This is a genomic window from Okeania sp. KiyG1 (genome assembly GCF_014132355.1).
GTDB lineage: Bacteria > Cyanobacteriota > Cyanobacteriia > Cyanobacteriales > Microcoleaceae > Okeania.
This window is the reverse complement of the sequence record NZ_BLZO01000129.1, coordinates 1-23826: the sequence shown is the minus strand read 5'-3', so window position 1 is coordinate 23826 and position 23826 is coordinate 1. Positions and strand designations below refer to the sequence as shown.

The window sequence follows — 23826 nt, the reverse complement described above, 5'->3', positions numbered from 1 at the left end:
TTTAGTTTAAATATCATGTAAGCATTCAGCAGTCAGCCATCAGCTATCAGCTATTGCTTTTAGTTTAGGATAAAAGCAATATTTAATGGTATTACTACAAAAGTTGCTTCCCTTGCCCTTAAAGTCTATATTAATTTAAACACTTTCCCATAAGAAAGAATCTTTTTGCTGATAGCTGACAGCTAATAGCTGAATGCTTACAATATCATTTATTGGCTTGAATATCCTTTTATAATCAAAGGTAAATTTGGTTAAATTATTTTAATTACCCTGATTATTTGAATTATTTCCGTTGGTTGCACAGAATTTCCGTTTTATCTAAGTAAACTAAAAACCTTGGTTTTATTCTATTTCTGATTTTTGTGTTTTTCCTTATTCATTACTTATACTAACGAAAATGATATAATTTTAATGCTAATCGCTGATAGCTGAATGCTAATTGCTAAAATATGAATTTGAGTTTCTGCATTATTGTTAAAAATGAGGAAAAAAACTTGCCTCGATGTTTGGCAAGTGTGAAAAATGTAGTAGATGAAATGGTGGTGTTAGATACGGGTTCAACTGATCGAACGCCAGAAATAGCTAAAGAGTTTGGTGCAAAAGTACATTATTTTGAATGGTGTAATGATTTTGCAGCAGCAAGAAATGAATCTTTGAAATATGTTACGGGTGACTGGGTTTTAGTATTAGATGCTGATGAATATCTCTCACCAAAAATAGCTCCACATATTCACGAAGCTATTAAGAGCGATCGCTACATTTTAATTAATTTAATTAGAGAGGAAATAGGGGCGCAACAGTCTCCATATTCTTTGGTTTCTCGTCTGTTTAGAAATCATCCTGAAATAAAATTTTCTCGACCTTATCACGCTATAGTTGATGATAGTATTACTGAGATGTTGGCGAAGGAATCTCATTGGGAAATAGCTTCGTTGCCAGAAATAGCGGTTTTACATGAGGGTTATCAAAAGGGAGAAATTACTTCTAAAAATAAGCTGCAAAGAGCAAAAGCAGCGATGGAAAGTTATTTTAGTAATCATCCTAATGATGTTTATGTTTGTAGTAAGTTAGGTGCTTTGTATATAGAAATTGGCGAAAAGCAGAAAGGAATGGAATTGCTATTTCGAGGTTTACAAGACCCCGAGGTAGATAAAACAATTTTGTATGAGCTGCATTATCACTTAGCTATTGCCTATCGACAACAACAAGATAGAGAAATGGCAAAGAGTCATTATAAAATAGCAATAGAGTTAAATGTTATGCCTAAGTTAAAGTTGGGAGCATACAATAATTTGGGTAGTTTGTTGAAAGAAGAAGGAAATTTACAGGATGCAAAAATTAACTATGAAATTGCTTTACAGATAGACCCTAATTTTGCAGTTGCTCACTATAACCGAGGAATGGTCTTGAAAGAAATGGGTTGGTTTACCGAAGCGATCGCTTCTTATCAAAAGGCAATTCAGCTTGATAGTAATTATGCAGAAGCTTATCAAAATTTGGGAGTTGTATTGTTGAAAGTTGGTCAAGTACCAGAAAGTTTAGAAGCGTTTAGGAAGGCTATTAATTTACATGAAAAATATAATCCTCTAGAGGCAAAAAGAATTAGGCAAGGTTTAGAGTCAATGGGTTTCATGTTGTAGGGAGTAGGGAGTAGGGAGTGGGGGAGTAGGGGAGTGAGGGAGTAGGGGAGTGGGGAGTGGGGAGTAGGGAGTAGTAAAAATAATAATAATTAACAATAACTTGCTAATAGTTATCAAAAAAGTTATTTACTTAAGGAAGGAGAGTTCATTAATGGATAATTGATAATTACCTCTGGTTAAAACCGCTCTTGATTGAATATAAGGAAATATTATTTATTTTTTTTTCCTTAAAAGGGGAGGATTTAAACCAGAATTATTTAATTATTAATTAGTTAATTATTCGGTAATTATTAATTATTAATTATTGCTCTGATGATTAAATATAAAAGTCTTGACTGATATTGGTTTTAGGCTTTTTCGGTAGTAAAAAAGTACCATATTTTCGCCTAAGAATGCTCAAAAATTGAGTATTTGGGTAAGAATTGGGTAGAGTTGGGCAAGGGATAATTTTTCCTTTGCATGTCTTCTAAAACTCCTAATTCCTCTTGACTCTTAACTACTCGCTACTCCCTGTCTTAGCAAAAAGACTTTCCATAAGCAAACCCTAATTATTAATTATTGAAAGCAGCTTCGGAGTTAGTGATACCAATTTGAAAAAAGAATGTTATGAATAATAAGTACAATAAAAATAATTTTGCAGAAAATTTCCCTTTGACAAAGCGGTGCGACCCCGCGACAACTTTTAAAATAATAAGTTAATAGCTGATAGCTGACTGCTGACTGTTGTTTGCGCAGCATTCCGGAGGAAATGCTTACATACAATTCTAATAATTTGAGTAAATTTAAAGATGATTATTTGGATCGATAAATTCATAAATTTTGAGTATAAGAAGTTAATTAGGTTTATTTCTCTAAGTGGAATACTATTTATTTCTAGCTGTAATATATACCCCGAAACTAAAACAGAAAAACTACCAGAAACTTTACCTGTAGAATCACCTCGATCGCCTCAACCAACTCCCTACGTTACCGAGGCAAAATTAATAGCGGTTGGAGATATTATGATGCACGGTATGCAAATCAAATCTGGTTATAATTCTCAAACTAAAACTTATTCTTATCAAAGTTTTTTCACAGAAGTAAAAGATATTTTATCTGCTGGTGATTGGGTAATTGGTAATCTAGAAACAACATTAGCAGGACCAGAATCTGGATATACAGGATATCCTTTATTTAATGCTCCCGCAACATTAGCTGATGCTATTAAATGGGCAGGTTTTAATATTTTAACTACTGCTAATAATCATTCATTAGATAGACGAGAAAAAGGTCTGTTGAAAACTCTAGAAAATTTACGCGATCGCGATATTTATCCAGTAGGTACGGCAGCATCTTTAGCAGAATCTCAAGAAATTTTAATAGTGGAAAAAAATGAAATTTTGATGGCTTTCTTGGCTTACACTTATGGCACTAATGGTATCCCAATTCCTCAAGGCAAAGATTATCTAGTAAATTTAATTGACGAACAAAAAATTATTCAAGATATTACTAGGGCAAGAGAAAAAGGAGCAGATATTGTCACAGTTTCTCTACATTTTGGTGCAGAATATCAGCGCCTACCTAATACTCAACAAAAACAATTAGTGGAAAATTTAGTTAATGGAGGAGCAGATATTATTTTAGGTAGTCATCCTCATGTAGTTCAACCCTATAAAATTTTTCAAATCACTGAAGAAAGTGGAGATACTCGTCAAGCAGTTGCGATTTATTCTATGGGGAACTTTATTTCCAATCAAACGAAAAAATATACTAAATTGGGAGTTATTTTTCAGGTTAATATTCAGAAAAGTTTTCCAGAAGAAACTATTGAAATTTCTGGTGTAGAAGCTTTACCTACATGGGTACATCGTTATCGAAAAAATGGGAAATTAAACTTTCGGGTTTTACCATTAGAGGAAGTTGTTAATGCTAAGAATGATTCTTTACTTAAGTCTAGAGATTATTTGTTGCTAGAAAAATATTTAACTCAAATGAATAGTCATATTAATTCGTTAAATAAATAATATAGAATCCGGTTGAACAGTTGTCATTGCCACGATAGGAAGCAATCTTGTTTCACCCCTAAGATTACTTCCTTCCACGCAGTGACCGTCGCAATGACGCAGATTATAGTAATAGTAATTATCCGGATTTAATATAAGTCCAGTAGGGTGCGTTAATGAAATGTAACGCACCGCCTCTTCCAAATATTTCGCTCAGTTACGCTGCGCTAACGCACCCTACTGGACTAGAAAAATATTTAACTCAAATGAAGAGTCATATTAATTTCTTAAAAAAGGGAGTAGGGGTTCAATAATTAATAATTAATAATTAATAATTACCGGAAAATTGTGGGTATGCGCCTTCCCTTTTAAGGGTGGTAGAAAAAAGAGCATACTCCATATTTCAAGCCTCCTTATTGCAGAGGTACTGTTAACTGATAACTGATAACTGAAATGACCTCTCCTTGAAAAAAAGAGGATTGACCCTTAAGGAAATTTTCTTCTTACTTCTTATTTATTACTTTTGACTTTTGACTTTTAACTTTTGTTTTTATGCTACATTTTGTGGTGCGAAATGTGGGTTTAAAGGAGAGGGTTTAAACCTTAATTATTCGGTAAAGAATAGCATAATCAGGACTTACGCAGAAACCTCGTTATAATGCAAAATTTACTCATTTGAAAATGAAAAACAATAACCAGGGCAATAAACCCGGTTTCTTGTTTAGGTGCTTCAATAATTGATAATTGATAATTACCTCTCCCTAAAAGAAGAGGATTGAATAAAAGAAAATATTTTCTTGTTTCTCCTTTAAAGGAGAGGATTTTTAACTTAATTATTCGGTAATATCATGTCCGGATAATTAGTGATAAAAAACTGTCTCCTCTTTATTCTTTCTTCTTCTTTCTTCCCCTCCACCGGAGGGGTTAGGGGTGGGTTGACTCCTGACTCCTGACTCCTGACTCCTCAGTCGTTTATTTATTTACCTGTATTACAAATAATAAAGTTAAGTAGACTAGAAAAGGTGAACATATTATCCTTTTTTTTAATATCAAACACTATATGAGGTGATTATGCCTAGTTCTTCCACTGGTCCGCAGAAAATCAGTATTAACCCAAGTGGCAAGTTAGTAACAGTTGCTGCATTTGCTCAATCAAGTGGTAATCAAACAGTAAAAATTGTTGACTCTAATGGTAATGAAGTATTTTCTGCTTCTGGTAGCAGCAGAAGTGGTGGAGTATTCACCTATATCGGTGGTGGTAGCTTCACATCAGCAGGAGATGGAAATTACACAGTTACTCTAACAGAAGGTTCTGAGATATTAGTGGGTGAAGACGCTATTATAGAAAAAGGCGAAGTCTTTTTGCACCGATATTCTTTCATCACTAATGATGGTGGTTCTGATGCAAAACCCGACTTTAATGACCTTTTTGTGACTCTCTCTGTATTTGGTTACACTGGTTAATCCAGTAGGGTGCGTTAATGAAATGTAACGCACCGTCTATCGCAAATATTTCTGGCAAAAATAACTTTCCTTCATAACTGAAGTTCGCAAATATCAAGCGTTTGCTCGAATAAATAATATTTATAAATAGAAAATCCAAATATGGCAAAGTTTATGGTAATTGGTATTACTTCTGCTATGATGCCTTTACTTGAAGCAGCATACAACCCAACTATCTGCATAGGGTCTTCCGTCTCTCACCGTATTAGTATTCGGCTCTGTATACTGATTTATCCACGGCCACGGAGCTTGCACAGGGTCACCACACTTCTTATCATTCTTTTCATATTTGCCGTGCGTATTCTTATTTGATACCCAAACAAAGGGCACTTGAGAACAACTTTTCAAGTCACCATAACTGGCAGCACAAATCTCTTGTCCAGTCTTACCAATATACGAAAATGGTACATAAGTAGCTTTTGAGCCAGGTTTAGATGAGCAAATTTTATCAGCATCAGACTTTGTAACAATTGCTCTAACATTTTCAATTTCTTGAGTGGTAATTTCCCTTCTACCTTCCTCAATTATGTTTTCAACTTCTTGCTTAAAATTTTCTAGAGCTTCTTTCTGTGCTTTCTGTATTTCATCAGGTTTTAACTCTTTGACTCGCTCTTTAAGGTTTTGAACCTCTGCATCTATTTTACCAAAATAGGCAGCTAAACCTACAATTGCAATTAGTAGTGTAACCAACGCCCCTAATTCAACCTTTCTCAGAAAATCCATTTTTACACCTCCAGCTAAATTTTAGTCATAGCTTTTGTCTATTAATTATCTATTAATTTAGAACTTTTTTTAGCTTATAAGTTAATTGTTTTTTTAGTATATATAATAGTATAGTCAGGACTTACGCAGAGATTCTACATATAGAGGGCGAATGCCATTCGCCCCTACAGATGGTGGTTTCGAGGTAAATTTGCGTAAGTCCTGATAATTTGAAATACATTTAATTGTGCAAATATAAGAATCTCCCCAAATTCCCCTCCTGGAAGAGGTTAGGGGTAGGTCTCCATCTCCCCATCTCCCCATCTCCCCAAAAAGGTACTTTATCAACCAGATTCTATATTACTCCCATCTCCATTTTTTAACTCAATTACTTCTGTAGGTATAATTTTCGGAATAGTTGTTTGTGCAGGTTGTAAATTAGTTTGATTTGATGGTTTAACGTAACTATTTTTAATTTCTTCAAGCCAATTAATCATTAAAACTTCTATTTCTTCAAAAGTTTGTTTGTCTTGCAATTCTGATAGAAACTTAGTTGTAAATTGTCTGACTAACTGTTTTCTAAGTTTGATACTCACAGGGTCTGGAGGTATATCTGTCTGATAGACTTTTTGTGGACTTCTAGCAATTGTACTTGATATTTGTATCACTAAATTATTGGCTATTTTATCCGGTAAACGACGTAAAAAAGGTATTTTTTGTAAACGTCTATATATAGATAACTGCTGCATAGACTTTTCAACCTGATAGCGTAAAAAATCTTCAATATCTGGATAAATCTCTGGAAGAACTCTACAAGCAGTTACTTCAAGTATATTGTTAATAATTTCCTGAATGTTTCCATAGTCATTTTTATCTACACCAACTTTATCTGATTTATTTTTTGATTCAAATATCGCTTTTTTTAGAGAACCTTGACTAATATTATTCTGAAGCTGATTTATACTCCCACCTACCACAACTTGAATTATTTCCTGAGCAAAACTACCAATAAGTTGGAATCGGATATTTGTGTAGAAATGTTTCATATCTGGCAATTTAACTTTCTGTAAACGAATAAATACAGTAATTATTCGCAGTGAAGGTAGCCAAGGTTGTAATAAAAAAACATCATACCAACGCTTTTTAACAACACCCCATAAACTTAAATTAGAACGACAACTAATTAGTAAAGTCCGTCCAATAAACTCTATCCAAAATATAATCATCCAAGGTAAATCTACTAACCAAAATCTATCTACAAATTCCCCATCCTTACCCAAATCGCGAAAATAAAAAGAGTGCATTAAAAACTGGATATTTTCTGAAAAAAAATCTAACTCTTGTTGCCATTGATATCTTTCTAGATATTGACGACTCCAGAAGGTATTAAACGCTATTTTTGATGATTTATCTGCCAACAAAATTTCTGGTGCTAAATATTGGAGCAAGTTTAATGACTGTAAAATTTGAAGAGTAGGAGTTAAACTCATATTACTATCTGGAATCTGGCTATAAATATGTTGCTTCATCCGGTATTTTATTTGAGTTAAAACTACAATCTGATTAACTATCTGGAAATCATAATCTTTATCAATTAATTGAGTACTACGACTACGTAATTCTTTGAGTAAAGGTTCTGTTTCTTCTGCTTCTATACCTTTTTTTTCGAGTAATATCTTCAGTTCACTAACTGCGATTAGATAATTTTGTGAGTCTCGGAATGGCTCTATTCCTTTAATTAAATCATACTGTAATTTCGGCTCATACAATAACATTAAAGGACGAATTTTTCTGTTGAAAAATTCTAATTGACTTTGCCAACCTTGTGTTTCTAAGTAATTTTTATCCCAAAACATCTGTACTGCTTGTGAAAAACTTTCTCTTCTGGTGTGAGTAGTGAATATTTGCCTAATTTTTGCTAAACTTCCATAATTATCAATAACTTTAAATGGAGGACGATTAATGAAAATTTCAAAGCTACTAATGCGTAAATCGTCTAATAAATTTTCTACTATTGGTGACTCTAAACCATTTTTTTCTAACTCTTCTTGTAGCTTATCTACTTTTTGGAGATATTTTTTTTGAGGAGTATCAGTGATTGTTTGTAGGTATAAATCTATTCTTAAGTACCAATGACGGATTTTTATATAGGTAATATCAAATATTACTAACATGACATTAGTAAGAATTAGTAATGCCATAATTCGTTCGCTCAGTAATAGTAAACGTGAACGGTGAGACTTCGGAAATTTTTTGGATAACATAGTTATATAGTTTGGAATTCAAAATTTCCTATTGCTAAACTCTTATACCAATTTTATATAAGGCTGCACATAATTAGGTGTTAGGTCGTAGGTAGCGTTGTCTTATACAAATTTTATGTGAGGTGCCACAGAATTATGAAATTTATTAACTTGTCTATCTAGCTCTACATTCAATTATTATTAATATATTATTCTGTGCAACTTAGAAATGAATTTCGTATTAATATATTTTCTTTTATAGCAAAACTAATAAATTATTTGAGGATTGATATTTAGTTGATTTAAATTGATATAGTAGTCGAAGGAAAGGGCACGGATATATCAAAAGCTTAAGACTCAGACAACGCCAGATTTTTCCTTATTTCCTAGATAATTAATCGCCTTCTTCCTTCTTCCTTCTTCTTTCTTCTTTCTTCCTTCTTCCTTCTTCCTTCTTCCTTCTGCTAATAGTCATAATTAAGTACTATAAAATGCACCAATATCAACTAATTAACGATAAATTTTTATTTTAGCTAAAACTATAACTATATAAGTTATAAGTAGCAAAAATTTGTTCTACCGAATTTACCTCTAACGATATAGGAAACTTATTTAAGTTGTGAAATATTGTAGACCCTGATAGAACACCGGATTTGAGAATAGTCAAATTATTACGAATAATTTAGGATTGCCATATCATATTTATCAGGACTTACCCATGCAACTCCCTTGAAAACCCCATATGTAGGGGCGTTTGCGGAGCATGACCTTAGGAAATGGCATTGGCTAACGCCAAGCTCCGCTAACGCCCTCACTAGATTTAATCTATGTTTTTAAGCTCTAGCAAGCAACAGAACCTAGTCATAAATTAACCAATCATTTGTAATGACTTAGTAGTAAATTCTATTCCCATCCAACTACCTCCATTATTACTAGAATGACTAGCTTTTTCAGCTATCTCTAGAACTAAACCAGCTTCCATCAAAGAGAATGGTTCAGTATTTGGATTATTAGCGCAATCTAGAAAATTCTCAATCAATCCATTAAACCAATTAGTATGACCAGGATCGTCAAAATATGTAGGTACAAAAATGTGCTGAACTGGTTTATCTTTAACGCTTAAAAACACATCATTATTCTCAATGCTAATTTCTCCCTCTGTTCCCTGAATTCTGTAATAAGCTTTTGGAATAGACCCTAAAGAACTGACACTAATGTTGATTAATTTGCTCTCCCAATCTAAACAAAAAACAGCTACATCTTCAAGTTGATTATTTGTTTCATTGAAACTTCTAGTATGTGCAGATATACGTTGAGGGAAGCCACCAAATAAAGTTTGAGCAACAGAAATCGCATCTAAACCATGGTCTATCATAATACCACCACCAGATAGTTCTTTATCTTTTCCCCGTACACCTGGTTGAAAACCTACACCAAATATATTAAATGACGCAAATAAAGGTGTTCCTATTTCACCTGAATTAATTAAGTAGGCAGCATGAACTATTGAAGGAGCAAATTTATAACTATGACATGGATATAAAATACGTTTTCGTTCATTTGCTATATTGATTAATTCATAATACTCAGCTTTATTTAAAACTAATGGCTTTTCACATAAGACGTGCTTATCTGCTGCTAATGCTTGTTTAATACTTTCTACATGAAAAGTATTAGGTAAACAAATATCTATTACGTCTATTTCACTAGAATATTCTTCTAATAGATCGCTAAATTGTTCATAAACTCGGATATCTGCATATTGTCGAAGCGCTGCTGCACGCCTAGATGTTACTGGATCTACTACTGCTGTGAGATGAATATCAGAACGCTCTCTGTATACTGGTACATGGGCTTTCTCTGCATTAAATCCAAAACCAACAATCGCTACTTTCACAATCTAAAATCCTCTTAAAGTATATTAATTTTTAAAATTTTTGTAACAAAACTTATAACTTTTGTCAAGTTTTTTTGAGAAGTCCATTCTTAAATATCTTTCTAATTTTATTATGGATAATTTTTATCCAATTTAACTCAATAGTTGAATAATAATAGCTTAAATAAGTTAAATTTTTTCTGGAATCAAAAATCTCAACTAAGAAATAGATATTACTCTTTGATATTTCTCTTTGATATTTCTCAGATATATAGCATTTACGTTTGGATTGTAAATATATTTTTGAATAAAAGGAAAAGGAAGAAGAAAGAAGGAAGAAGGAAGAAGGAAAAATTTTACGTTGTCTGAGTGTTAAACTTTTGAATTTTCTTAACCTTTGGTTCGACTGGTATAGTGATTAAACCAAGAGAATAATTGATAGATTATAAAAGTGAAAAAATTAGTTTAGCTGAAATAATTAGTGTAACAAGAGTATGCCCAAAATAGACATCTCCGAAAATTATCAAGCACTTACTATAAATATCTTTTAGGCGTAAGCATTTCCTGCGGAATGCTTACTTTTAGGCAGCCATGAAAGGCAGAGCTATTTCATTCTAAACTGTGCCATTTTATGTATTGACTAAACCACGTTATTTCAAGCTGGAGGAAATTTATCTTTCGCTGCCTGAAAATCAATAAATTCATTGTCAAAATCTAGAATGAAAGTAAGCATTCAGCCGTCAGCTATCAGCTATCAACTATTGCTTTTAGTTTAGGATAAAAGCAATATTTAATTGTTTTACTACAAAAGTTGACTCCCTTACCCTTAAAGTCAGTTTTTAATTTAAACACTGTCCCATAAGAGAGAGTCTTATTGCTGTTAACAGAGTTCCTCCACAGGAGGCTAGCTGACAGTTAATAGCTGTTTGCTTACGAATGAAATGAACCTGCATGAAAGGTGGAGCAAGTGCGACAACTATATCGCCTTATAGAAGTTTGATCATTACATCTATAGGACTACATAATATTTTTACCAAAATTATCGAGAGAAAAGAAAATTCTGCATCTTCAAAGCTTCCCTATTGCAGGGGTTGCCCAAGCCCACAGTTTCTATTTCAAGAGACTAACTAAATTGACTAACTAATGTTAAAGTAACCTATAAATATAACGGCAATATCAAATCAATTAAGCAAGATGAAAATTAAAATTCCCACTAATAACGGCGAGACTTTTTCCGCTTACTTAAAAACACCTACTTCTACACCTGCTCCTGGATTAATAATTATCCAAGAAATTTTTGGAGTTAATGAAGTAATGCGTAATATAGCTGATGAATATGCTCAAGCAGGTTATGTGGCAATAGTCCCTGATTTATTTTGGCGCCAAGAAGCAGATATCGAACTTACTGATAAATCTGAGAGTGACTGGCAAAAAGCATTTGAACTTTACCAAAATTTTGATGAAAATCAAGGAGTTGATGATTTAATTTCTACAATGAAAACTCTCAAAGAATTACCAGAATGTACTGGCAAAATTGGCAGTGTAGGTTTTTGTTTAGGAGGAAAACTCGCTTATTTAATGGCTACTCGTTCCCAAGCAGAATGTAACGTTAGTTATTATGGAGTTGGCATTGAAAAAAATCTTGATGAAGCGGCTAATATTCAAAATCCATTAATGCTTCATCTTGCTGAAAAAGATGAATATGTTTCTCCAGAAATTCAGTCTCAACTAAAAATTGAATTGAGTAATTATCCTTTAATAACAATACATTCTTATCCAAATGTTAATCATGGCTTTGCTCGGATAGAAGGAAAAGACTATAACTTAGAAACTACTAATCTTGCCCAAAGTCGCACTATGGAATTTTTCCAAAAATATCTTGACTAAGGTAAGCATTTCCTACGGAATGCTGCGTAAACAGCCGTCAGCTAGCCTCCTGTGGTCGGAACTGCGGACTTCAGCTATTGTTTTTAGTTTTAGATAAAAGCTTTACTAATTGAGCCAGAATTTATACTTACTATCAAAACTGGCTGAAACACTCTATATTCATTTAAACCTCCTTATGAGAGCTGACAGCTAACAGCTAATAGTTAATAGCTGAATGCTTACTGATTAAGTTTTTAGTTTGACAGTGAATCACTATTTTTTAACCCACTCCCATTAACGAAGTCAGAAGTCAGAAGTCAACCCACCCTAACCCCTCCCCGACCGTGGAGGGGAGGGGAAGTAGGGGATTTGAGCAACTCTCCAAAAATATTTCGCCTTTTAAGGCAGGGTTGCGCGACCCAATCCTGTTTGATAAATTGATTATTCCAAATTATATCTGGTTGATTGACTGCCATTATTAGGAAGGTTTTCCTGAACCGAAGTTAAGGCAGATAATAAATTGAATAAGCAATATAAGCAAAGCAAGTAATTTATTAATTAGAAATGATAACTACACAAGAATCACTGATAATCAGAACTTCCAGAATTTCCCAGGTATACTAAAAAAAAATTTTGCTTAAATGCCATTACTGACAGTCAAGAACTATATATAGATTTATAGAATATTAGTATTGTTATCTATGTAGATTATAATCAATGAAAATTTTATCATTTACTTCTATTGTTGCTGCCACAATAATTGGATTTTTAAATCTTCCTATAAATAATCGTTCTGCTGAAGCTCAAACTACTAATTTTTTCTGTGGGAGAATAGGGGCAACTCCAGCAACAATAGCCACTAAACAAGGCCAAAATATTCCGATTATTCTCTGGAATTCTAATAATTATTTTACCGAATCAGGAGAAGATGCTCTGACCAGATGTACTAGAGTATCTGGAATTTTATCTACTCAACAAAGAAATGGATATCGAAGTATCACTGTCAGTATTTCTAAAAATGGACAGCCAATGATTTGTGCTGCTAATCCTCAAGATGGTTCTTGTAGATTATTATATCAAGTTCCTCATGGTCAAAATCCTCAACAAGCTAGACAAGAATTATTGAGAAGAGTTACTAATCCTCAGCCAAATTTACCACCAATTACTATTCATTAAAGGAATAAGTATTTAGCAGAAAAAATGTTATGTAGATGTAGCGTCGAATTTCTACAAACAATGGGCTTGAATACTTAATCAAGCACAACTAATATCAAGTCCGGATAATAGCACGATAATTCCTTTGTGCCTCACAACCTTAATTTTTTCCTTCTGCCTTTATCATCTTATACAAGGGTTACTTTCTCCTTTTTCTCTTCTATTTTTTCCTAACTAAGTGACTCCTCCCTAATTATTTAAAATTGTTCAACTGGACATGATATGACTATTTGTTTGACATTCGGCTCGAGTAGGTAGGCAAAATTATTTTTTATCTACTTATATAATTAATTAACCATTGCCTCATGCTGTCCTCTTATTTCTATTTTTATCGAACATGAATTCTAGAAAATAAGGCTTTTTCAAGCTCTCTTTCTTCTGATGTTTTTAAACTAGAGTCACTGGTTACTTTTTCTCCATACTCCATTACATAATTACTTCTTTTGGTCAATTTTTCTGTTAAGAAAGTTGTGGGTAATGGATAGCTAAAAGGGGGAGGCTTTAAACCCAATTTTTTGGTAAATAGGGAACAACGGGGAAAAAATTTCCCCTGATTCGATTCATTATTATTCGATACCCTGCAAAATTGTTTATCACCCCCACAAACCTAACAAAAGTCAGGCAGGGGGAGCGCGTTTGTGGATAGAAGTAGAGCCAGACGTTCAGATTACCCGTAAAATTTTCCAAGATCGAGAACCAAAAGGTTTTGGCTAATCTCAATTAAGCTGCCATATCATCATTATTAAATAGTTCAAAAATCTGCCGACAGAAATATTTCAGTTTGGCAGCAGATTCTGTTGTGGGTTGGGTATTTCCCACAAAACGCCAGCCACCCACCGTTGATAATTTCCATTGCTCTCCACGATGATCGTAACCAGCAACTTCCACTCCAATTGCACGAGAATAAGCTTCAATGGGGTCTTGATATAAACGAATTTGCACTAATAAACAACGACTTTCCAGAGACCGACTTCTACCAGGCAAATGAAAACCAATATCTATAGAATCTGGGTCAACCAACTCCAAAGTATCTGGGTCATTCATCCAGGGCTTGAGATCGACCTTAACATCTGCAAACTGGGACTTAAATAAATTTACAACAGTAGCAATCTTACTAGCTACTTTAAAATTTTTGGCCTGTTCTGCAGCATTCACCATATATACTCCTCAAGAATAAAATTTCAGATTATTAATTAACTAATTCAAGTAAAAACCAAAAACTGTGATTATTGGGACAATTATTAATAATTTTAGATTTTCTACTTATTTCAGGACTTACGCATACTTTGTAACGCCCCTACAAATGGTGTATAATTTTATATTTTGCGTAAGTCCTGTTATTTGTTAAACATTAAAAAAACAATAGCTTTAAGGGTTTAGACTTGATTGGGGCTAAAATTTTTCGTTTAAGTCCCAATCTCAACAGCCAAAAAGAAAATTGTTAACCTTTGACTTGACTACTTTTGAATTGATAATGCTAGGATCAAAATAATTAACCTAATTTTTAACATATTATGCTCCAATATCTTGTGGCTCTTATAGCAACTGCAATCATTGGTTATACAGTTAATTCATCTGTAAAAGTTATTGATGAAGGAGATGAGGCTTTAGTAGAACGCTTAGGTAAGTATAAGCGTACTTTGAAGCCTGGACTTCAGTTTGTTTTACCTCTAGTGGAAAAAATAGCTCATGTTGATACCATCCGCGAAAGGGTCTTGGATATTGCTCCTCAGTCAGTTATTACTCAGGATAATTTGACTTTGAAGGTAGATGCAGTAGTCTACTGGCAGATTATAGAAATGGAGAGAGCTTATTATGCAATTGAAGACGTAGAAAATGCTATTGATAATATTGTTTTAACTTCTCTGCGTTCTGAAATTGGTCGCTTGCCACTTCAAGAAGTTTTATCTTCAAAAGATGAAATTGATAAAGCTTTGTTGAAGAAATTGGATGAAGCTACCTCTAGTTGGGGTGTCAAGGTGATTCGTGTGGAAGTTCAAAATATTATTTTCCCTGAAAACGTGAAAGCAGCGATGGAGTCAGAAAGGGTGGCTTTAAGTGAGAAAAAAGCTATGCTTGAACAAGCAGAGGGAGAAAAAAGAGCTGCTATTGCTAAAGCTCAAGGACAAGCAGAGTCTATAGAGGTTCTCTCCAAAATTTTAAATTTGCGCCCAGATAGTCCAGAATTTATGCAATTTCTGATTGCTCAAAGATATTTAGAAACTAATCAGAAATTAAGTGAAAGTGCTAATTCTAAGGTTCTATTTATGGACCCGAAAGCGATGTCTGAAGCATTAGCTGAATTAGTGGGAGATTCTCCTGATTATCCTCCACTAAACGATCTACCTATTTCACCATCTAAACTGAAAAAATCTGATTAGTATCATGTCTCACTCGAAGTCGCGAGAGATGATTTTGCTCAAAAAATTAACCTTTTTCTTTACTTCCTTCGAGTTAAAATATCTAATACTAAACTAGCTAAAATGCGCTCCTATTCATTAATTGCTCCTGCTAAAATCAATCTGTATCTGGAAATTATAGGCGATCGCCCAGATGGTTATCACGAATTAGCAATGGTTTTGCAAAGCATTAGTCTTGCAGACAAAATAGATATTCGTGCCATTGGAATTGAAACTATTGTGGTTCGATGCGAAAATCCTCTGGTTCCTGCTGATGCTGACAATATTGCTTATCGAGCAGCTTCCTTGCTCGGTAAACAATTTCCAGATGTATTTGCCAGGTACGGTGGTGTTGAAATTACTATAAATAAGCAGATTCCTGTAGCGGCAGGTTTAGCAGGAGGTTCCACAGATGCAGCAGCAGTATTAGTGGGATTAGATTTAATGTGGGAACTTGGTTTGACTCAGGGAGAATTGCAGGAGTTGGGGGCGCAGTTGGGGTCAGATGTTCCTTTCTGTGTTAGTGGCGGGACAGCATTGGCAACTGGACGTGGCGAAGTTCTCTCCCCACTACCAAATTTAGACCAACTTTATGTGGTTTTGGCGAAATACAAGAATCTGTCTATTTCTACACCTTGGAGTTATCGCACTTATCGTCAAGAATTCGGTCATACTTATATTGATGATACTGAAGCTCGGGAAAATAGTATACAAAGAGTACATTCTGGACCAATGGTTTCGGCGATCGCTCACCAAGACAATATAGAGATTGGAAAACTATTGCACAACGATTTAGAAAAGGTGGCTTTACCAGAATATCCACAATTATTAAAATTAAGAGAAGCTTTTGCGTCCCAAAATATTTTAGGAGCTATGATGTCGGGGTCTGGACCTACTATATTTGCTTTGACAGAATCTTTTGCTCAAGCACAGGAAGTTGAGGCAGCAGTAAAAGCTCAAATGGCTGACCCCGGTCTAGAATTCTGGATAGCACAGTTTAACTCTAGTGGCATTACTGTTGCCCATTGAAGAGGGAAGAGGACAGGAGGCAACCGAATAATTAATAATTAATAATTAATAATTAATAATTAGGACTTGCTGAATAAAATTGTAATCAATACCAGTTCAGCCTTCCAGTGTTTTTTATTCTAACAAAAGTGCAAGGTTGTTGGCTCAATTAGTCTCAAAATGCTAATATTTTTCCCTGACAATGCCGAAAAATTGGCCGTAGCAGATAGCCGAGACTGTTGCTAGATGAGCTGTTTCCTGTTGCCTAACATCACATCAGACTTTTTCAGCAAATCCTATTTATTTTCTGTATTTTGCCTAGTCATAGACTGTTATCTGAAATTTTTATTTTTACCATAATTCCCATAATTAAAAGCAATTTTTATCAAAATAACATGGGTCTAAAACCCCGCCTTTTAAGGCGCAATAATTTTGGAGCGGGTTCAAATCCCCGTTACAAAAATAACTTCTGACTTCTGACGCGCGTTAACCCGACTTCAACTATTCAAAATCTATGACTAATTTAACTCCTAAATCTGATAAAAAATCCACTTCAAATGTCAATCCTTTACAATGTTTAGCTAGTGCGATAATTGCTGGTGGATTAGCCACACTTGCTTATATGTTAATGAAATCTATTTCTGAAACATTTGCTAGTAAACCTATTATTTCAGATAACGTTTTTGTAGTAAATATTTCAACTGCTGTTCGTGCTTTAGTTGTGGGAGTTATTGCTTTAGCTACTTGTATGTGTGCGATGGTTACTTTAGGTTTAGTTGCCTTAGCTATACAAATTATAATTCAGCGATTTACAAATAAGGAAATGCCTCCGAATGAAGGTTGAATAGTAAAAAATGGGGGATAAATATTTATATCATGTCTGTCTTAAATTAGTAGACATCTCCAGAAAATAGGGAACAGAAAACACTGGTTCTGGGAAAAGAGATAAATAATTGATAATTTATGAATAAGAATTGATTTTATTTTTAATGACCGCCAGATGTCTAGCGATCGAAAACTTTCTTCTCGTCTTCCTTTTTCTTCTATTCTGACTCCTTTATGGTTATTTATCAGTATTCAACCGGATATGATGTTATATCAAATCCGGTAGCATCAGTTTCATTAATGGATAATGGATAATGGATAATGGATAATGGATAATTACCTCTCCCTTTTAGGTAGAGGATTGATCGATAAGGAAAAAATTTATTTTTTTCCCCTTGAAAGGAGGCTAATAAAGCTAAATTGTTTAATTATTTAATTATTTAATTAGGGCTTGCTGATTAAATCTAAAAGCATTGACATATAAAGACTTTAGCCTTTTAGGGTCTGTAATACCTTGGTTTTCAGCTCTTCACACTCAAAAAGGAGCATATTTTAGGCGCATAGTTGGGCATAAAAATCATTCTTACAATTCTTACTCCTACCTCTTCTAAATTCCTATTTCTCCTGTCTCCTGTCTCCTGTCTTCCCCTCCTGGGAGGGTTAGGAGTGGGTTGGGAGAAAGTTAGGGGTGGGTTGGGAGGGGTTAGGGGTGGGTTGGGAGGGTTAGGGAGTGGGTTGGGAGGGTTAGGGGTTGGTTGTCTCCTACCCCAGCAAAAAGACTTTCCATACGCAAACCCTAATTATTAATTATTCGGTAAAATATTTTGAAGTAGAAGTCAGTCCTCAGTCCTCAGTCCTCAGGATAGAAAAACTTATAAATATTTGGTAATGGTGAAGATGGAGAATATTTTTATACCGAGTTAAACGGATTTGATATGACTCCTGTAGAGAGTATGAGACTGTTCGATAATTAATATCATGTCCGGTTGAAGACTTATTATTAAGATAGTAGGGGAGCGGGGGAGCGGGGGAGTAGAGGAGTAGGGAAAATAGAAAGATTTACTGTTTAAGCAAGAGGATAAGTTTTTTCATCACTAATTATCCGGACATTATATAAAAATTAATAATGAATTATTGTAAGCATTCAGCTATTAGCGGTCAGCTGTCAGCTTTTTAAAGAATGAAGTAAAAATTCGTTTAACTTATACTATATTTTCGTAAGTATTTCCTGCGGAATGCGGAGCTAACAGCTATTAGTAGTCAGCTCGAGCGCAATAATACCCTGCTTTTAAGGACATAGTTTAAATGAATATAGGCTTTAACAACTTTTGTAGTAAGATTAATTCTAGCTCAATTAATACAGCTTTAAAGCTACACGAAAAGCAATAGCTGAAGTCCGCAGTTCCTCCGGAGGAGGCTAGCTGATAACGCAGTTCCTCCGACAGGAGGCTAGCTGACGGCTGAATGCTTACGAATTATTACCGAAAAATTGTGGTTGAAAGCCTCATCTTTTAAGGGGATAAAAAGAAAAATTTTCATGATTAGTCAATCCTCCTCTTTTAAAGGAGAGGTAATTGTTAATTATTAATTGTTGAACTATGCTTAAAATTAAGATGGCTAACTAAAAGATTTTTTTATCCTTAGAGAGGAAAGGTTTTGCAAATTAATTATTCGGGAAATCGTATTATTTCATGTTCGTTGAAATCCTTTGTTTAAAAACTTGATAAATATCTATTTTTTGTTCTTCATTTTTCCTCACCTGAACTTTAATAATACCGATACTACCTGACTTAATATTACCAAAAGATTGGGTTGAAAGCCTCCCTTTTTAAGGGAATAATAAATAAAAATTTTCATGATTAGTCAATCCTCTTCTTTTCAAGGAGAGGTAATTCTAAATTCGCGCATTCTAAATTCTAAATTCTTGAATGATCGCCTAGTACAAAATTTCCTTCAACTAAGGTGAATTATACCTTCGTCAAAAACACGATTATTTACATCAATACCTTTAACAATGATGCGGTCTTTATAAACATCAAAAGCAGCAAAACTAAAATCACTTGTAGAATATTCAGTCCACTCTGATTTCCCTACAAGACGTTGTTTGCCACCCGCACCACAAATTAAATAAGTAGTACCATTAATTGAGCTAGTTCTTTCATAATCATGTTCATGCCCATTAATATAAAGCTGAACTCCATATTTTTTAAATAGAGGAGTTAAAGTTTGAATAAAATCTTCATTTAACCCATACATTCCAGAAGAATAAATTTGATGATGACCAAAGACTATTTTCCAAGGTGCTTCACTGTTACTCAATTCTTTTTCTAACCATTTTAATTCGGTTTCCCAGTCAGCATTAATATTAGTATCTAAGGCAAAAAATTGAATTGGATGATACTGAAAAGTATAGTATCTTCCTGTCATATTAAAACCTGGATATTTGAGTTCCCAGTATCCATTTTCAGTACGAATATCGTGGTTGCCCAAACAGGCATAAAATTTAACTTCTTTTTCTAGTAAAGATTTATATGGTTTCTCAAAAACATCTTCTATTTTTCAATTTCTCCATCTTCATAAATATTATCGCCACCAAGAATTACAAAGTCAAAAGGATATTTTAAAAAATAACGCCCCATAGCTTCAGCTACAGCAAATTGATCTTTGCCTCCTGCACCAGTATCAGCAACAGCAACAAATCTGAAAATAGGGTTTGTTTTAACAGAGGAAGAATTGTTTAATGTCAGTGCATTAGCAGAAGTAAAAAAATTAAGACTTTTTACTATTTTGCTGCATATACCAGCAACACTAATGCTGCTGAGACTACTTAAAAATAAAAATTGACGACCTTTAATACTCATCGTTTGAGAAAATAAATTAAGTAGAAAAAGGACTATAGTCCAGAATACAAATTTGTCTTTTATTAATTTATCGTTTTATCCATCGATTTGTTTAGTCCAAAAGGTATAAAGTAAATGTCAGAAGACCAACCACAGCAACCAAATATAGAACAACCTGAAACTGAAGCAGTCTATCAAGAATCAAAAGAAACTGCTTCTGTGGCACCGGAAAGTCCACCTGAACAACAATCTACTACTGATAAAAAATCAGTAGTGACAAAACCTGGCCTTGGACAACAGGTTTTAGGATTAGTTCGTTCCTTATTACCAGCGTCCCTAAGTCAGAAGCTTTCTGATGGGTTATTAACAGGGGCGATCGCTGGTATTTTTGTCCTCATTCTGGTAATTATTTTTGTTTCTTTTTCCCCTGGTCAACCTCCTACTGAGGTGGCAGATATTCCTATAGCTGAAGAAATAGAAGCGATCGCCCCGGAAGAGTCTCTACCTATTACTGTAGATCCAGAAGTATCCGAAAATTCATTTGATGAAGCTCCTGAATCTGTGGAAGCAATTATAGCTTCACCTCCAAAGTTGACACCAGAGCAAAATTTAATTGTGTCAATTCAAAATCAAATTGATGACCTTACTAATGAATATGGTGCTGAAATTATTGAATCTTTAAGAGTTAATTTTCCCAGTAGTTTATTAATTGTTGAACTGAATAATGATTGGTATGACAGAACTGAGGAAGAACAAGATAAATTAGTTAACCAAATGTTTCAAGAAGCACAAGATTTAGACTTTAGTAAGTTACAAGTTATGAACTTTCAAGGTAGAGTTATAGCTCGTAGTTCAGTGATTAATTCTGAGATGATTGTTTTAGAGCGATCGCTGTTGGAAATACCTGGATAATTTTCAGAATTAAGAAAGTTTTAGGTAGTAGGTAGTAGGTGGTAGGTAGTAGGAGAAAAAAGCTGACCGCCCTACCTAAAACTTTTGATTTTTTCTCTTTATTTAATTATTGCTCTGCTGATTAAATCTAAAAGCATTGACATATAAAGACAAGTGCCTTTTTGGGGCTTTTAAAAAGTGCCTTGTATCACGTCTAAAACGCTCAAAAAGTTAGTATTTTAGGCGCATAATTGGATTTAATTAGAGCTTGCTGATTAAATCTAAAAGCATTAACAGGTAAAAGTTTTAGCTTTTTTTCGTTGTAAAAAAGTGCAACTTTTTCAGCTTGAGCGACCAAAAAGTTAGGATTAAAGGCTCACTATGGCAAAAAAATCAAAGGATAAATATATCCTACTACCTCCTCTAAATTCCCCATTCCCCCTGAGTTATGACTCCTGAATTCTTACTCCTACCCCATACCAAAAGACTTTTTCAGCAAACCCTAATTAGGCGGTAGATGATAAGTGATAGGTGAAAAAAGCTGACCGCCCCACCTAAAACTTTTGATTTTTTCTATTTATTTAATTAGAGCTTGCTGATTAAATCTAAAAGCATTAATAGGTAAAGGTTTTAGTTTTTTTTACAGCAAAAAAAAGTGCAACTTTTTTAGCTTGAGCGACCAAAAAGTTAGGATTAAAGGCTCACTATGGCAAAAAAATCAAAGGATAAAATATCCTACTACCTCCTCTAAATTCCCCATTCCTCCTGACTCCTGACTCCTGACTCCTACCCCATACCAAAAGACTGATTCAGCAAACCCTAATTAGGTGGTAGGTAGTAGGAGAAAAAAGCTGACCGCCCCACCTAAAACTTTTGATTTTTTCTATTTATTTAAAAGAGCTATCCTAAATAGAATAATGAACATTAAGTACATATCAAGAGAAGTAAACCTCAGTATTTAGATATAGCAGTCGAAGGAAAAGGCGCGGACAGATAAAAAGCTTAAAACTCACACAACGCCAGATTTTTCCTTCTTCTTTCTTCCTTTTTCTTTCTTCCTTCTTCCTTCTGCAATAACTAACATTTGTTCAAAACCAATTTAGGAAAGCTATAGTATCAATTTAAATTAAAATAGCTTAATTATCAGCAAAATACTTAATTATAATAGTTGATTCAGCTATTGATAACCAAGGCATTTATATAAAAGTATATTATTAAAGTTTTGTAAGCATTTCCTAGGTCATGCTGCGCAAACAGCTAAAAGCTGACCGCTAATAGCTGTTTCATAGATAATGTATATACACTCTCTTGGTCAAGGTCAGTTGTTTTCCAATACTTTATAATTATCCTTAAATTTTTTAATACTAATTCCTGCTCTCAAGGCAATGAATTAATAGCTGATAGCTGATGGCTGAATGCTTACAAAGTTTTTTATTTATAGCGATGTTTTCATTCATCTGTTGCCATAAGCAATAACTTTGTAGTATAATCAAAAATTACAGATAAAAAATCAAGTGTAGTTAGAATATTTTATGAATAAAAAAGCGGTGAAGGATATAAAATAATTAGTGATAATCGCCAAGCTAGATTTAATTATCATATTCTTGAAACTTATGAAGCTGGTGTTGCATTACAAGGAACAGAGGTAAAATCAATCCGGGAAGGTAAGGTTAACTTACGAGATGGTTATGCCTTAATTCGTAATAATGAAGCATGGTTACTGAACGTTCATATTTCTCCATATCAAAAAGCAGGAGAATTTTTCAATCACGAACCTCGTCGTAGTAGGAGACTACTGTTACACAAACAAGAAATTCGTAAATTGATTGGTAAAGTAGAACAACAGGGATTAACTTTAGTACCATTGAGGATGTATTTTAAGCGTGGTTGGGTAAAAGTTGATATTGCTTTGGCACAGGGTAAAAAGCTCTATGATAAGCGTGAAACTATTAAGCAACGAGACGATAAACGGACTATGCAAAGAGTAATGAAGCAATACTAGAGCCACTACGCGGAAGTTAAAAGTCAAAATTCAAAATTCAAAATTCAAAAGTCAAAATTCAAAAGTATTAATTTGTAATTGTTTTAGGATTTTGTAACCATTTATTTCCGCCATCCTGCACTAGAGTCACCAATTTTATCCTTACTTAGCAAATTTGAAGCTTTAGTTTGCTCATTCAACAATTAATAATTAATCATTATCTTTCCTGAAAAAGTATAGGATTGACGAAAAGGATTTTTTCTTTATTTCTTATATGAAATACAAAAAATTGTGCTACTTACGAATCTCCTCATCTCCCTATCTACCTATCAATCTTTGGTAGTAAACATTAACGTATTTCATATTATTTAAAGAAGAGGCTTTAAACCTGAATTATTCGGTAAATTGAATAATACTTATTAGTTATATAGAAATAGAATACGGTTATACAGTATCTGTTTATTATTCTATTCACACTTCAATATTCAATCACCCCATCACCCCATCACCCCATCACCCCATCACCCCATCTCCCCATCACCCCATCTCCCCATCACCCCATCTCCCTATCTCTCCCAACTATATAATAAGTACTCAACCAGATTTTATATTAGTAGGTATAGTTATATTCATATTCATAATTATAGGAGTCTTCAAAATTAGTGGCGACTCTAACTCCATTAGGATCGACAGTACATACAAACTTATTTCTTTCTCCACCAACATTTACCCATCCTCGCCACTGCCAACCTTCAGCAGTTTTAGTCACATTCTGACTAGAAGACCACCGCCCATTACTAGGAAATCCCATTTCATATTGCATAAATTCTTTACAAGAACTTACCACACTAATAT

Annotated in this window: 19 protein-coding genes; 10 read left to right on the top strand and 9 right to left on the bottom strand. The window is 33.9% G+C overall.

All coding sequences use genetic code 11. The annotated features are described in order from the left end of the window. Nucleotides 1–449: 449 nt before the first annotated feature. The 3 genes from SAGCYANO_RS30875 (at nucleotide 450) to SAGCYANO_RS30865 (ending at nucleotide 5086) form a co-directional block, all read left to right on the top strand. Nucleotides 450–1640 (top strand): glycosyltransferase, encoded by a 1191-nt coding sequence (locus tag SAGCYANO_RS30875; protein ID WP_202223565.1) that lies wholly within the window; start codon nucleotides 450–452, stop codon nucleotides 1638–1640. 788 nt (nucleotides 1641–2428) lie between these two features. Further along, complete coding sequence (locus SAGCYANO_RS30870) at nucleotides 2429–3643, top strand: CapA family protein (protein ID WP_202223564.1); 1215 nt, start codon at nucleotides 2429–2431, stop codon at nucleotides 3641–3643. Between the two features lie 1050 nt (nucleotides 3644–4693). Next, nucleotides 4694–5086 (top strand): hypothetical protein, encoded by a 393-nt coding sequence (locus SAGCYANO_RS30865; protein WP_202223563.1) that lies wholly within the window; start codon nucleotides 4694–4696, stop codon nucleotides 5084–5086. A 186-nt stretch (nucleotides 5087–5272) separates the two neighbouring features. Here SAGCYANO_RS30865 and SAGCYANO_RS30860 read toward each other — a convergent pair whose 3' ends face one another. From SAGCYANO_RS30860 to SAGCYANO_RS30845, 4 genes are all read right to left on the bottom strand, one after another. Then, entirely contained in the window at nucleotides 5273–5848 is a 576-nt protein-coding gene (locus tag SAGCYANO_RS30860; protein WP_202223562.1) for a hypothetical protein, read from the bottom strand. Between the two features lie 114 nt (nucleotides 5849–5962). Then, the gene (locus SAGCYANO_RS30855) at nucleotides 5963–6175 is read right to left on the bottom strand and encodes a hypothetical protein (protein ID WP_202223561.1); all 213 of its coding nucleotides are present in this window, start codon (nucleotides 6173–6175) and stop codon (nucleotides 5963–5965) included. Next, nucleotides 6172–8091 (bottom strand): hypothetical protein, encoded by a 1920-nt coding sequence (locus SAGCYANO_RS30850; RefSeq protein ID WP_202223560.1) that lies wholly within the window; start codon nucleotides 8089–8091, stop codon nucleotides 6172–6174. Before SAGCYANO_RS30850 ends, SAGCYANO_RS30855 begins: the two co-directional genes overlap by 4 nt. Before the next feature lie 847 nt (nucleotides 8092–8938). Then, entirely contained in the window at nucleotides 8939–9967 is a 1029-nt protein-coding gene (locus SAGCYANO_RS30845) for a Gfo/Idh/MocA family protein (protein WP_202223559.1), read from the bottom strand. A gap of 1173 nt (nucleotides 9968–11140) precedes the next feature. On the opposite strand from SAGCYANO_RS30845, the gene SAGCYANO_RS30835 reads away from it, so the two are divergent. Further along, nucleotides 11141–11833: a dienelactone hydrolase family protein gene (locus SAGCYANO_RS30835; RefSeq protein WP_202223557.1), complete on the top strand. Its 693-nt coding sequence runs from the start codon at nucleotides 11141–11143 to the stop codon at nucleotides 11831–11833. Between the two features lie 696 nt (nucleotides 11834–12529). Further along, a complete protein-coding gene (locus tag SAGCYANO_RS30830) occupies nucleotides 12530–12988 on the top strand; it encodes a COP23 domain-containing protein (protein ID WP_202223556.1) in 459 nt (152 codons plus the stop codon). A 367-nt stretch (nucleotides 12989–13355) separates the two neighbouring features. Here the strand turns inward: SAGCYANO_RS30830 and SAGCYANO_RS30825 are convergent, their stop codons facing one another. Then, nucleotides 13356–13538, bottom strand: a complete 183-nt coding sequence (locus SAGCYANO_RS30825) for a hypothetical protein (protein ID WP_202223555.1) — start codon at nucleotides 13536–13538, stop codon at nucleotides 13356–13358. A 209-nt stretch (nucleotides 13539–13747) separates the two neighbouring features. Continuing rightward, a complete protein-coding gene (locus SAGCYANO_RS30820; protein WP_202223583.1) occupies nucleotides 13748–14182 on the bottom strand; it encodes a hypothetical protein in 435 nt (144 codons plus the stop codon). A 374-nt stretch (nucleotides 14183–14556) separates the two neighbouring features. Here SAGCYANO_RS30820 and SAGCYANO_RS30815 point away from each other — a divergent pair, with 374 nt between their 5' ends. The 3 genes from SAGCYANO_RS30815 (at nucleotide 14557) to SAGCYANO_RS30805 (ending at nucleotide 17278) form a co-directional block, all read left to right on the top strand. Next, a complete protein-coding gene (locus SAGCYANO_RS30815; RefSeq protein WP_237396869.1) occupies nucleotides 14557–15408 on the top strand; it encodes an SPFH domain-containing protein in 852 nt (283 codons plus the stop codon). 102 nt (nucleotides 15409–15510) lie between these two features. Further along, nucleotides 15511–16455 carry a 4-(cytidine 5'-diphospho)-2-C-methyl-D-erythritol kinase gene (gene ispE, locus SAGCYANO_RS30810; RefSeq protein ID WP_202223553.1) on the top strand — a complete coding sequence of 315 codons (945 nt, stop codon included), beginning with the start codon at nucleotides 15511–15513 and terminating at the stop codon, nucleotides 16453–16455. A 493-nt stretch (nucleotides 16456–16948) separates the two neighbouring features. After that, on the top strand, nucleotides 16949–17278 hold the full coding sequence (locus SAGCYANO_RS30805; protein WP_202223552.1) for a DUF3082 domain-containing protein: 330 nt from the start codon (nucleotides 16949–16951) through the stop codon (nucleotides 17276–17278). 1934 nt (nucleotides 17279–19212) lie between these two features. Here SAGCYANO_RS30805 and SAGCYANO_RS49585 read toward each other — a convergent pair. Continuing rightward, the gene (locus SAGCYANO_RS49585) at nucleotides 19213–19815 is read right to left on the bottom strand and encodes a metallophosphoesterase family protein (RefSeq protein ID WP_375340023.1); all 603 of its coding nucleotides are present in this window, start codon (nucleotides 19813–19815) and stop codon (nucleotides 19213–19215) included. Next, nucleotides 19812–20120: a hypothetical protein gene (locus SAGCYANO_RS49580; protein WP_307786017.1), complete on the bottom strand. Its 309-nt coding sequence runs from the start codon at nucleotides 20118–20120 to the stop codon at nucleotides 19812–19814. Before SAGCYANO_RS49580 ends, SAGCYANO_RS49585 begins: the two co-directional genes overlap by 4 nt. Nucleotides 20121–20234: 114 nt before the next feature. Here SAGCYANO_RS49580 and SAGCYANO_RS30795 point away from each other — a divergent pair, with 114 nt between their 5' ends. Both SAGCYANO_RS30795 and smpB read left to right on the top strand, forming a co-directional pair. Continuing rightward, the gene (locus tag SAGCYANO_RS30795) at nucleotides 20235–21011 is read left to right on the top strand and encodes a hypothetical protein (RefSeq protein ID WP_202223551.1); all 777 of its coding nucleotides are present in this window, start codon (nucleotides 20235–20237) and stop codon (nucleotides 21009–21011) included. Nucleotides 21012–22551: 1540 nt separating this feature from the next. Next, entirely contained in the window at nucleotides 22552–22992 is a 441-nt protein-coding gene (gene smpB / locus SAGCYANO_RS30790) for an SsrA-binding protein SmpB (RefSeq protein WP_202223582.1), read from the top strand. A 589-nt stretch (nucleotides 22993–23581) separates the two neighbouring features. Here the strand turns inward: smpB and SAGCYANO_RS30785 are convergent. Further along, nucleotides 23582–23826 (bottom strand): hypothetical protein (locus SAGCYANO_RS30785; protein WP_202223550.1); only part of this gene is annotated, 245 nt, incomplete at its 5' end.